Below are 12,540 nucleotides of genomic sequence, written 5' to 3'. Positions count from 1 at the left end.
CGAGCTTGCCCGGATTGCCAGGGGTGTTCGGAATCTGCTCATCTGTGAGCAGGCCGGCCCCGGTACCCCGCGAATTGCCCTTGCCCCGGATGCCCTCAGACCCTATTGTTTCGCCCCTTCCCGGGGCTGTAGCTCAGCTGGGAGAGCGCTGCTTTCGCATAGCAGAGGTCAGGGGTTCGATCCCCCTCAGCTCCATAGACGCCCGCACTGATTCCGGTGTGGGCATCTTTTTTGCCCCTACCTCAGTCCATCATGTCGTCCGGACTCCTTGCCCTGACCCAGAAGGCCAGCACCCTCCGGTTCCCCCGGACCCTCAGGGTGGCCTATCCGGCCCCGGCGCCCGCCGTCCTCCGTTCCGACTCCGCATTGGAGTCAGGCGGGGGGCGGGCGGGCGCTACCACTCCCCGACAGGTGCTCCCGAATTCCCGGGCCACCAGGGGGACGTCGGTCCAGGCGCTGAAGCAGGATCCGCCGATCGATGGCGTGCGACTCTCGGAGGTCGTTGGTGCGCTCTCCTTTGCGCTCGACCTGACCGAAGGGCAGCCGATGGGGCACTCGGTGCGCAGCACCCTTATTGGGATGCGTATCGGTGACACCCTCGGCCTTACGGATGAACAGAAGAGCGCGCTCTACTATGCGCTGCTGCTCAAGGACCTCGGCTGTTCGAGCAACGCGGCGCGACTGACGTCGCTCTTCGGCGCTGATGACCGGTTGCTCAAGCACGCGCACAAGCTCACCGACTGGACCGCCGGCTCAGGCCGCGCGAAGCTCGCCTTCAAGTTTTCGGTGCCGGGGAAGTCGAGGCTCGCCAAGGCGTGGCATCTGCTGATGCTCGGTGTGAACGAGCGGGGCAGCGCCCACCAGATGATGCAACAGCGATGCGAACGAGGCGCCGACATCGCGACGCTGCTGCAGCTTCCGCGCGGGACCTCGGAAGCAATCCGGACGCTCGACGAGCACTGGGATGGTAACGGCCTGCCATTCGGCTTGCGCGGCTCCGGTATCCCGATGCTCGGGCGGATTGTTTCGCTGGCCCAGACGGTGGAAGTCTTCCAGAACGCCTTCGATGTGCGGACCGCGTACGAGATGGCGCATGCCCGTCGCGGCCGCTGGTTCGACCCGGTCCTGGTCGATTGCCTCGATGCATTCCAGATGGACAGCGACTTCTGGGGCCGGCTGCGCACGACCGACACGTTGAAGGCGGTCAGCGCGCTCGAACCAGAAGAGCGAGTGATTGTCGCCGATGACGCAAGACTAGATACCGTGGCCGAAGCGTTCGCGCGAGTCATTGACGCGAAGAGTCCATACACCGCGCAGCACTCGCAGAACGTCGCGACCATCGCGGTGACCGCGGCGACTGCAATGGGGATGGCGGACAAGGAGTTGCGCACGCTCAAGCGGGCGGCGCTGCTGCACGACATCGGGAAGCTCGGTGTCAGCAACACGATTCTCGACAAGCCATCCGCGCTTGATCCGGTGGAGTACGAGACGATGAAGCAGCACACCCGCTTCACGCTCGAGATTCTCAAGCGGGTGACCCGGTTCCGGCAGTTCGCCGCGACCGCGGCCGCGCACCACGAACGGCTCAACGGTGATGGCTATCACCTCGGCCTCCGTGGCGAGGAGCTGGGTCCGGTGGCCCGGATGATCGCCGTCGCCGACGTGACCGAGGCGCTCTCCGCCGACCGGCCCTACCGGGCCGGGATGCCGCTGAATGAGACCTTCGTGATCCTGGAGAAGCTGGTCCGGGAGGGGCACCTCTGCGCGGCGGCGGTGGAGGGGGTGACCGCCACCTTCACTGGGCTCGCCTCCAGGGACGTCATCCTGAGCGAGGCGGCGTGAAGCCAGGCTTGTCATCCTGAGCGAAGCGGCCTGAAGGGCCGCGAAGTCGAAGGAGCCGGAGTTTCGCCCCTTCGGGCTCTGCCCTCAGGGCGCTGCCGGCCGGCTGGGGGGAGGGCTCCCCAGCGTCATTGCGACCCGGCCGGCGCGCTTTTACCTTATCCCTCCCAGTAGCAATGCCCTGTGGTGTAACTGGCAACACGTCTGCCTCTGGAGCAGAAGACTCCTGGTTCGACCCCAGGCGGGGCAATTTCCCAAGTGTTTGAGCCGTAAAAGGTTGGCCGTTCAGCGATTAGCGCTGGGCGGCCAATCGGCGTTTTGGGGTAAGGTTGGGGTAAGGAAGATAGGTTTCGTGAGTAGGGCGAATGGTGGGCTTGCCCTGTTCGACGCTCGGCCTTCGCTAGTATCTCATGGTCCGTCGAACCTCCCGGGCTCGGTCGTCCCGGCCGGGCTCTAGCCACGGTGAACGCCCATCCTTGCTACGGGACAAAGCAATGAAGGCAGAACTCGCTATTGCGATTGTGGCAGCCATTACAGGCATTGCAGCGCTTGTTGTCGCTATCCTGTCGAATCGAGTTTCATCGAGAGAGGCTCGCCGGGGGAATTTGCTCCAGGAGCGGATGCTTGCCTTGGAAAGCCACCGAGAAGGCGTCCGACGCCGCGAGAGCGACATCGCGCTCGTAGTTGCAGCCCTGGCCCCCGGCGACGCTTTCGCACATCCACGGCTCGTCATCAGAAACCGTGGTCCGGCGACGGCAACAGGCATCGCGGTGCTGATTGATGGGACGCCAATTCTACAGCACGACGAGCATTTTGGTCCGGATCAGGAAGTTCCTCCGCTCGGACCTGGCGGCGAATTCGAGTATCGCCTCTTCATCACCGCGACCAGCTCCACCCTCGCAAGGAAGGTTGATCTCAGGTGGACCAATGCTGACGGGACCGATGACGCGAACGTGACGACAATCCAGCCGTAGGGCGTCGAGGAGCCCATGTTCCATTCCCCACCAAGGGCCGTGGCGCACACAGGACCAAGGCGGGCAGAAGGCTCTCGGTGAGAGTGCCAAGATTGGACGGGTGCAAGGGTGAGGGAGGGTGCCAAGTGCGGAAATGCATGTTTTGTGGCGCGGGATCCTTGACAAAGGAAGATGCTTGGCCACTCTGGTTGGTACGAAAGTTCGTGACCAACGAAGGCGTGAGTGTGGATGCAGAGCGCGGAGGGATAGCCCTGCCTTCTTGGAAGCAATCAGGTCACTTTGCCAAGGTGCGGTTCGTCTGTGCCTCGTGTAATAGTGGCTGGATGAGCCAGTTGGAAAATCTTGCCAAGCCCATACTCGAGTCGCTCCTTGAAAGTCGTACGTCCGCGCTTACAGTCGAGGATCAGGTCATCCTCGGACGGTGGTCGCTAAAATCGGCGATGGTTTTCGAAGCACTGCGTGACAATATGGACTGGTTCTATCGACCCGAGGATCGCGCCGGTGTCCGAGCTGGCTCGATGCCAGAACGGTTCACGAGAATCTGGATTGGCACGTGCGTAAATCTGCCGAGCCTGCATTGCGTGGCCTCTGACCTGGCCGATGCGCCATCTCGCGACGAATCAGCCGCTAGGGGGTATGTGACGACGCTCGCGTTCGGCACGTTAGCCGTCCAGGTGATGAGCGTGCGGCTCTCTAAGGACGATGCTCGCATCGGCCAGATAACTACAGATGTTCAGCCAGGCCCGTGGGATAGCACATTGCTCAGGGTCTGGCCCCCGACCGAACACGCCCAATGGCCACTCGCGATGGGATTTGACGGTGAGTGTGGGGTCGAGGCACTTAGCCGGAGGTTCCGTCCAATTGCCCTAGGCTCAGAGGCTGCCTGAGCTTGCCGATTTCCTTCTCGCGCGATCCACGCCAACGGGGCTGCACATCAGGGGTAGGCCTGTGACGGAACGCCGGCGCGACGAAGATCAAAGAACTCACGCGGGTCGCCTAGCTGATCACGCTATTGCGCTCTCCGCCCGCGTAGTGGCGACGACATTCCCGATCTATCAGGCCGATGATCAAGGTAGACCAGACGCCCTTGGGAGCGGAGTCCTTCTTCACCTAGGTGGGACGCGTTTCGTGCTTACGGCGACTCATGTTGCGCGGGTCGCGCGAGTTCGACAAGTGGCGGTCGCAACAGGTGAGATGCTGGCCCCACTCACCGGGCCCCGGGTCGAGATTTTCAGGGAAGGTACGACGCTTCCGAACGAAGATGACGTGGACGTCACGGCTATTCGGGTTAGTGGCGACATCTGGAGCACGGTGTCAAATGAAGCCTTCCTTTCTTGGGACGAGCTGGACCACTCGGTCCCTGTCCTGTCGCGGGATGCTTTCGGGTTGGCAGGGTATCCCGTTTCGAAGCAACGCGGCCTCCGGAGAGGGGATCAACTGCCCGCCCTTATGTACCAAGTTGTCGCTAAGGAGAGTCGAGGTGAGGGCTATCTGGCAGCTAGGCGCAATCCGCATTCTAGTCTGATGGTTGGCTTCGAAAAGCGAAAAGTTTGGGGGCCAGAAGGTCGATCCACTGCGCCTGACATGTTTGGGATGAGTGGGAGCGGGGTTTGGCGATTCGGCCCGAATCTATTGTCGGCGACGGTCGCACCAAAACTCGCAGGGATCGTGGTCGAGTGGGTTGCGCGGGGGAGGCACCAGCACATCCTGGCGACGCGAATTCAGTCCATTGTCGCCGGACTGGCCAACAGTCACGAAGATGTCGCCTCGTTTATTCAATCACAATCTCCATCGGGTTCCCTTCGCCACACTTGAGGTGAGTTAGGGACTCCAAGTACTGCTACACCGGAGGTATCGTGGAGGCGCGCTCTCTTGTAAAGATCTCCGAGTCCGAGCTTCTGCGATGGATCTTTACGGAATTCGTGGGCCGATGCCACGTCCTCTCCGAGCTAGGATTGCCTTTGGAGGCAACGGTCTGCCTGGAGGTCGCGGGCCCAATAATTGAGCTGGAGAGCGGTCCGCCAGGCGACATTGATGCACTAATAGGTGACGTTGACGTGCCGGAGCAGGCGGTTGCACTCGAAGCGAAACGGGTGCTAGTTCCTTCCTCGGCTTTTCGCACCCTACAACCAAACAAGTTGCACGAGCTTCGCAAGGGTGCGCGCCAAGCGAATGGCCTCGCAATCCGCGGATTCTGTCAAGCCTGGCTCCTGGTGATTGTAGTGACGGATGGGCGTGAGCGAGGGAGCTACAATTTCATAGGCCGAGGAGCCTCTCCTGAGCTCATAGAGCTCATCGACACAGTGGTGCAGGACCTGAACCTCCGCCCGGAAGTTGGAGTGCTCTCCCTGCAGCTGACTCAGCCGGTGGATCGAGACTTCACGCTTGCCGGGGGAGTGAGTCTGCGAGTCGTCCGTCGAGCATCATCCGGTAGGCCATCAGCGCGGCTCACTGAGGCGGTTCGACTTGTCCTTCAATCCCGTGTTGCACGTACTCGACCCACCGGGCAACGGATTCGCCCCTAGTTGCGTGGTGATGGACGGATCGCCCTCGGTTGGCCGACGTAAGCGACAATTTAGGCTCTACGCAGGACAGTGAAGGAACAGGTCTACCTCTGCTATTGCGAGGCACTGCCAATAAGATGTCAGCTATAGAGCGATCGAAAGTAAAGGACTTGGTTGAGGGGGCAGAGCAACTCGCAGGCGAGCATGAAGAGCTGCTTCGACTGTTACCGATAGGGTCGAAGGCGTTAGCCGCCTACAGATGGGCGAAGCGTCGGCGATTGGTCCGGTTTCTCCAGGTGCTCGACTATGAAGTCGCGCGCAACGGGGGAGAGGCGCGACAACGCCTCGACGAGTTACTGGCCACTGAAGCCGGTGCGGAGATCCTGTCGGATTTTGCCGACACGGCCGTCCGCACGGCATCCAGAACTGTCGGCGCAGCCCTCGCAATTCTCTATACCGACTCTGACAACGCGTCCTATGCACCCGAGTTGAAAGGGCAGGCATGTGTGGCACTTGACGGGCTGTCCGACCGCGCAGTCGATCTGTTTTTGTACCTTACGGAGGTCGAGGAGACTGACCGTGCCCCAGATGGGGCAGTGGAATCTCCTGTGTATTTTTTCGACGCGATAAGAGCACGCAAGCCAGAAATCAGCACTCTCGCGCCTTCGCTAGCTGTTCAGATCGCGTTGATTGACGACCTGCAAAATCGCGGACTTTTGCTCCGAGAGCACACAATGCGATGGGGCGGTGCTGGGAGTACTGGAGTCACGTACATTGTCGGGGACTTCACTCAGGTCATGCGTCGACTTCTGCTGCGCGCGCGTAGTGTGCTTCCAGACATTCCACCGATTGAGGGTGAGTCAACCTGAGCGAGAGCTTCAACGGCCAGCAGGTTTGAAAAGAGGTGCGAGTATCCCCCTAGCGAGACGTTCCGATGCCCAAAGTCATTCCACTGCGATCAACTGACCATCAAGGCAGAGAGTTGGCTGTGCCTCACGGAGAGGCGTACCGGGCGATGCGTGGGTTCTTGTTCGACGTAGAGCGGGCCGAGGCAGAGTACCGGCAGGAGGTCGAAGCAATCAAGGCGAAGCTTGGCGTTCATGCCACCTACTCTGACACGCCGGCAGTTATGCGGTATTCCGCCGCAACACAGCTCTTTGCTGCAATCACCGTGGATGCCCTTATCAGTCTCTACGTCGTACTTAAGTATGGCGGCGAGAACCACGACAAGGTGCTCCGCATGGGTAGCACTGAGAAGCGCCTGAAGGCAGTGTTCGCTGGCGTAGGCAAGGTCCTGCCTGAGGATGCGGAGATCTTTCGTCTGTTGCGTGATATTGCGACTTCGCGGCATCGGATCGCCCATCCTCACAGCGCGGAGTACGTACAGGGCCGCGCCGGAAAGTCGCCCCAGCCTGACCGGCCATGGTCCGACGACAGCGGTGCTGCAGCACGGGAGGCAGTTCAGCGCGTCGATCGGGTCATCCAGCTGCTCATGTCACTCGATGAAGAGTGTGCGGTCTTCTTCTCCGCCTAGCCATGGCACACGGACCGTTGCGAACCTTGGCGAACTACCTGACCCAACTGCCGCTGGGTCGAGCCCGGCTCGCGTCACAAACGATGCCCAACATGCGAGATTGTGCAGGGGCGGTGCGATGATTGGAGAGTGTGTGCTGTGTCACGCAGTCACGGTGCTGCGCAAGTCACATATCATACCTGAGTTTCTCTACCGACTTACATACGATGAGAAGCACCGATTCGTCTTGGTCAATCGCGATCCTGACACACACCCGAAGGTATTTCAACAAGGTTTGCGTGAGGATCTGCTCTGCGACGGCTGTGAGGTCCGCCTCAGCCGGTACGAGGGACATGCGAGTCGCGTCATAGGCGGCGACAAGAGGTATACCGTCTGCACTTATCAAGACCGGTATGTCATCCAAGGGGTCGACTACGCGAGGATGAAGCTTTTCTGGATGTCGGTGTTGTGGCGTATGAGCATTTCTGCGCTTGAGATGTTCAGGGCGGTGCGACTTGGGCCGCACGAAGACACAATCCGGAGGTGCCTCGATGCTGAAGACCCTGGAGGTCCCCTCGACTATCCGGCGCTTTTCCTAGCGCCTACCGTTGTACCTGGTCTGGTCCTCCGATCTCTTCAGTCCCCCGAGCCGTTCCGCATTTTGGGCCACAAGGGCTATCGCTGGGTAGTTGGGGGAATCGTGGTTGTGTTCGTGGTCGACCGCAGGCGGCTCGACGCTTCGCTGGAGGAACTAGTGCTCGGGCGTGAAGGAGAACTCGTTATTATCCGAGATCGTGATGGTTCAGCCGCGAAAGTATTCAATCAGTTGATTCACGGCATGGAGTCGCTCGCTAGAGTGCACCGACCGGACTCGAGGCCTGCCGGCACCCAGCGGCGTTGAGTGAAGCGAGCTCAACGCTCTTCAGGGCAGCTGGACAGGAATCGTCGAGCGCCCGACAGGTTGCCGACGGCTTCCTTTACCCGGAGTGGAGCATGTGGGGCGAAATCCTGGCGTCAGATGAAGTGGAGTACTGCGCTTCTCTGCTGAGCCGACTTGGCGATGTGCCGTGGTGCAAACCGTTGGTTCAGCGTGTCGAAGCGCTCTGGCCACCCAAGTACACAGACAAGAGCTTCCTCTTTGAGCTCCGATTCGCAGCAGAGATCCATGACGCAGGATTGGAAGCGGAGTACGAATTTGCGGCAGGAGTCGGAGACTCAACTGTTGACTTTCGAATGGTGCACGAAGGAACGGAGTGGCTCATTGAACTCGTAAGCGTGATGACGAGCGATGCTGTTCGTGAGGCGACGGTGGAGGACGGACTTAAGTTTTCAGTGTCGCTGGGCTCTGGTGCTCAAGACCCTCGCCAGAGTCTAGCGGGCGAGATGATTCTCGTACAACAGAAGATCGGCGGGAAGGTCCACGCGAACGGCGGCCCAACAAAATTTCCGCCACCAAGAATGGGGACCCGACAGCTAGTGTATGCGGATGTTCGAGGATATGGGATAACTGGTGGCGATGTCTGGGACTATCGCCAGATCGCCTACGGCCCCGAAGGTCTGATCGGGTCTGGAGTACCCTTCGGTGCTCAGTGGAAGTCTCCGACAGGGGAAGGTGGCGGTGTGCGCGGCTTGTTCCAACAGGAGAATACGAGCCAACGATCGGCCCAACTGGTTCGGGAGCGACTGCATTTTATCGGATTTTCGGCGAATGATGTCTACGCACCGGGTGCACTCAGGGCCGACACCCTGCTGCTCGCCAATCCCGGTCTGCTTCTCGGTGAAGGGGAGGTCAGGGCTGCCTACGAAGCCTATCCACTTCGTCGAGGATGGGGTGAACGGCTTTGATGGCGTTCGGCGGGACTCGCACCTCTAGCATCATGGCCGCCGCGGGTGGATGGAGACTTGGCCTTCTTGTTTGGAAGAGTGACAGTCTCACCGCGATCACCCGGAGCTAGAACGAGCGAGCCCGCCCTGGGTGAGATGCGGGGTGATGCCGGAGTTGGATCAGCGATTATCTAGTTCCTCTACGCCAGAGAATCCATGCGAGTAGCTCCGTCGCTCACTCTCCCTGATGAGCTAGAACGGGCTCGAGCGGCGGGCGAGCTTGTGGTCTTCGCAGGCGCTGGAGTGTCGATGGGCCCGCCTGCACTCATGCCGAGCTTCAAGGCCCTCGCAAAGGAGATCGCCGATCCACCGATCCCACTGGAGCCTAAGGATGAGGGTGCCCTTGATCGGTACCTGATGCGCGCTGAGCGAGCATCGGTCATGGTGCACGCGCGGGCGCGGGCGAACCTGCTAGCTCGGCAGGGCGGCCATACTTCGATTCACGAACACCTCGTGGCGATCTTCGGCAACCCCCACGATCTCAAGTTGATCACAACGAACTTTGACGGGCACTTCACGACGGCTGCCGCAAAGGTGTTTGCAGGGGCGTCGATTCCCCACTACATCGGACCGGCACTCCCTCCCGGCAGAGGCTTTCGCGGGATTGTACACCTTCACGGTTCCCTCGGCCGACCAGAAGATCGTCTCGTCTTAACCCAGCAGGATTTCGCAGCAGCCTATATGACCGACGGCTGGGCTGCGCGTTTTCTAGTGGGAGTATTCGCGGAACGAACAGTCCTCTTCGTGGGTTACAGTTTGGGCGACCCGGTCATGCGCTACCTACTTAGCGCTCTACCCAGCACGCAGAGGTGGTATGTCCTTGTGCCGGAGCACGAGGTGTCGAACTGGGCCGACCATGACATCACAAGGATTGCCTTTGGCACACGCGCGGATGGCGACGCGTTCGGCGACTTAAGGGATGGATTGAAGCAGTGGGCTTGGATCGCGAGTGGCTCAGTTGTCGACCATGACCGCGAACTGCGGCAGTTCATCGTGGCTGGACCATCGGCATCACCAATCGACTCAGACTACGTGTTGGTTCGCCTCTCCACTGCCCAGGGCGGGCTCACCTTCTGGGAGAGTGCGACCGATCCCGCATGGTTCGCTTGGGCTGCAACGCACAATTTGCTCTCATGTCTGATCGATCGCTCGGCGGAAGGTCCAGACGCCGCGAACTGGTCGCGCTGGGCTCTGCGAAATTTTTGTAAAGGCTCCAACCCGCCACTGCTGGACTTCTTCCGCCGCAAGTCGCTCACGATTGGCAAGCAGTTTGCCCGTGAACTCCTGTTTCACCTGATCGGACAGCTACCGTCGCTTGAGAAGACTACTACACGTCAGCTGGTCGCATTGCTAGTCAACCATTCAATCTTCCAGGATCTCCAAGGGGAAAACGCAGAGGAGTTGTTTAAGCGCCTTGTAGAACAAAGAATGGCCGACGAAGCGCTGGCAGTGTTGGCGTGGATCACGCAGGTTCGGCTCGCGCCGTTGAGCTCACTTGACTTCGCGTTCGAGGACAAACGCACCGACGACGAGAAGCTAGCACTTCAGCCGCTGAGTGTTGAGGTCGCTACTTGTTCGGAGCCGGATGATATACGCAGGGCCATTGAGGTTGTTGGAGACACCTTGGCAGCGCTCGAGCCAAGCCGACTGGTTGCACTCGGGGTACAGCGCATTGTCGATACCTATGCGCTTCTCGGGCTGGCAAGTGGAGAGCGGGGTGGCTTCGATGGACCGAGTTACGGCAGAACCGCAATTGAGGACTCGGACCAAGATGCGGTCGCGCAAGTGGAGGACGTATTTGTCGAGATCGTCCGGGCGGGCCTTCACCACTGGGGGACAACCGATTCCCCCCTGCTCTTGGAGTTTGGGAATCTTCACATTCGAGACGATCGACGACTTTTGAAGCGTTTGGCACTCTACGCCCTCACGGACAGCGGCTATTCCTCGGACGAACTCCTCGATCGAGCGGCTACCGACGGCTGGGCGAAAGACGAATGGATTCGACCGGAGTTCGCACGCTTCCTGCGACTCAGGTATCCGGAAGGAAGCGAAGAAGTGAAAGTACGCTTCCTACAGACGTTTCGTGAGGGAATTTCTGGTGAGGGTGTTGACGACACCACCGACCGCCGAACGTTCAATCTGAGTCGAATCCTGCTTCACCTCGCTGGTGATAGCCCTTCAACCCAGGAATTCGCGAGGATTCAGCGCGAAGCCCACCCTGATTGGGAAGAACCGGAGTACGACGGCTATCTGCGGCGTATCTCTATGTCGTGGGGAAGCGATGTGCCATCACCCATAAGCGCTGCCCAGATGTTGCAGCTTACCCCTGCGGAAGCTGTGCGGGCAATCGAAGTGGCGTTTTCAGAGGCGCAGGAAACGCCCGGAGTTTCCGGGAAAGGCGAACCCTTGCGTGGCGCGATTCAGGAGGCTGTGAAAGGCAATCCCTCGTGGGGCGTCGACCTCATGGTGTTTATCACTGAGGGGACGGCCTTACCGCTGATCTCAACGGCGATTCTCTGGGGGCTATTCGACGCACCAATCACAGTCGACAAGCAAATCGAAATGCTGCGCGCAGCTATCAGCTGGGTATGGCCAGAAGGCGTCATACGGCCATTGAGTGCCCTTGTCGATCATTGGGCTAGGGCAATTCCAGGTGAATCGGACGTCGCGCTTCTTGATGCTCTCGATGAGATAGCTGACCTAATTTACGCCAGGGCCGGGAACCTCGACTCCGCAGTTCCCAACGAAAGGGGGTGGGTCGATCGCGCAATCAATCATCCTGGCGGTCACGCAGCTTCAGTGTGGCTGACTGTCGCGCACTGCCGTGACAAGGTTGATGGCCGATATGTGTTGTCGATCGACCACGCCGAACGCGTGCGGTGGGAGAAGGTGGTCGCTGAACGCAATACTGCGGCCGCATACGCCCGTGTATTTCTTGGTATGGCAACTGATCGGCTGAGCGAGGGGGACAAACCGTGGGCCGTGGCCACCATCTTCCCAGCTTTCGATCCCGTGACCGGCGAGGACGTCGCTGGCCCTATGTGGGATGGGCGCTTGTCACAGCACCGTTGGTCGTGGACAACGGTGGAAGGGCTGCGGCCCTATAGGAAGGCGATGTTCGCCGCGAGTGAGTCCTTGCTCCCTTGGCGGTCTCGGCAAATTGGGGAGTGGGTTGCTTTCCTGGTTGCTGAGCCACTGAAGTCTGAGTTTGGGCTTACTGACTTGCAGTTCTTCATTCAGCACGCCGGGCAAAACAACCGGGATGCCTTCACGATCGCGATGCCCGTGCAGCTCGATCGACTTGAGCCGAAGGCCCGTGAGTCGCTCTGGTATGAAGCATTGAGGCCGTATTGGCGAGACCGGAGGACGAACGTCCCGGTCGCTTTCACCCCCGCCGAGGTGGCCGCAATGATCGGGTGGGTCACAAGTCTCCCCGAGGTCGCACCGGATGCGGTCGCCGAATTGCTCCAGACACCTGGTCAGTCGCTTCGGAAGGTGGATCGATACTTGAGACAATGGAAACTAGACCCCGCTTGGATCGAGGCTCATCCCGAGGAAACTGTGGCAATAGTTGGCTGGTTGGCGTCGCGGGACTCGATTTCGACATGGTTTGCAGACGACTGCGTGGCATTTCTTGAAGTGTCGCTTGCGGCGGGCGCTAAGCAGGAGGCGGTGCTGCGGGCGGCTGACGCCCTAGCTCAACTGCCGTGCGCCGCCGCCGTGACACTCTTGACGAAGGTGCGCCAAGATGCGGAACAGTAGCGAGTGATGTTCCACTACCCCTGCAGCACGGCGGATTCTCCATCGGCGTGTGGTCACCGGGTGC

At 60.1% G+C, this 12,540-nt stretch carries 7 protein-coding genes and 2 tRNA genes; all 9 read left to right on the top strand.

The window, feature by feature from the left end:
- The first annotated feature begins 122 nt into the window (after positions 1 to 122).
- A tRNA-Ala gene (locus V4558_04105) sits at positions 123 to 195 on the top strand.
- Between the two features lie 57 nt (positions 196 to 252).
- Positions 253 to 1,842, top strand: a complete 1,590-nt coding sequence (locus V4558_04100) for an HD domain-containing phosphohydrolase (GenBank protein ID MES2304660.1) — start codon at positions 253 to 255, stop codon at positions 1,840 to 1,842.
- Positions 1,843 to 2,016: 174 nt separating this feature from the next.
- Positions 2,017 to 2,089: transfer RNA gene (locus V4558_04095), tRNA-Gln, on the top strand.
- 244 nt (positions 2,090 to 2,333) lie between these two features.
- Complete coding sequence (locus V4558_04090) at positions 2,334 to 2,813, top strand: hypothetical protein (protein ID MES2304659.1); 480 nt, start codon at positions 2,334 to 2,336, stop codon at positions 2,811 to 2,813.
- A gap of 2,800 nt (positions 2,814 to 5,613) precedes the next feature.
- Positions 5,614 to 6,186 (top strand): hypothetical protein, encoded by a 573-nt coding sequence (locus tag V4558_04085; protein MES2304658.1) that lies wholly within the window; start codon positions 5,614 to 5,616, stop codon positions 6,184 to 6,186.
- A gap of 65 nt (positions 6,187 to 6,251) precedes the next feature.
- On the top strand, positions 6,252 to 6,851 hold the full coding sequence (locus tag V4558_04080; GenBank protein MES2304657.1) for a hypothetical protein: 600 nt from the start codon (positions 6,252 to 6,254) through the stop codon (positions 6,849 to 6,851).
- 154 nt (positions 6,852 to 7,005) lie between these two features.
- Complete coding sequence (locus V4558_04075) at positions 7,006 to 7,731, top strand: hypothetical protein (protein MES2304656.1); 726 nt, start codon at positions 7,006 to 7,008, stop codon at positions 7,729 to 7,731.
- Positions 7,732 to 7,823: 92 nt separating this feature from the next.
- Entirely contained in the window at positions 7,824 to 8,675 is an 852-nt protein-coding gene (locus V4558_04070) for a hypothetical protein (protein ID MES2304655.1), read from the top strand.
- Positions 8,676 to 8,963: 288 nt separating this feature from the next.
- Positions 8,964 to 12,476 (top strand): SIR2 family protein, encoded by a 3,513-nt coding sequence (locus V4558_04065; GenBank protein ID MES2304654.1) that lies wholly within the window; start codon positions 8,964 to 8,966, stop codon positions 12,474 to 12,476.
- The last annotated feature ends 64 nt before the right edge of the window (positions 12,477 to 12,540 follow it).

The organism is Gemmatimonadota bacterium (assembly GCA_040388535.1).
Lineage (GTDB): Bacteria > Gemmatimonadota > Gemmatimonadetes > Gemmatimonadales > GWC2-71-9 > Palsa-1233.
Note: the sequence above shows the minus strand (reverse complement) of the source record. Positions and strands in the feature narration are given on the sequence as shown.

Excerpts from the sequence above, each read along its gene's own strand:
- V4558_04080 (MES2304657.1), top strand. The coding sequence starts at position 6,252 with ATGCCCAAAGTCATTCCACTGCGATCAACTGACCATCAAGGCAGAGAG.
- V4558_04100 (MES2304660.1), top strand. The coding sequence starts at position 253 with ATGTCGTCCGGACTCCTTGCCCTGACCCAGAAGGCCAGCACCCTCCGG.
- V4558_04090 (MES2304659.1), top strand. The coding sequence starts at position 2,334 with ATGAAGGCAGAACTCGCTATTGCGATTGTGGCAGCCATTACAGGCATT.
- V4558_04070 (MES2304655.1), top strand. The coding sequence starts at position 7,824 with ATGTGGGGCGAAATCCTGGCGTCAGATGAAGTGGAGTACTGCGCTTCT.
- V4558_04065 (MES2304654.1), top strand. The coding sequence starts at position 8,964 with ATGGGCCCGCCTGCACTCATGCCGAGCTTCAAGGCCCTCGCAAAGGAG.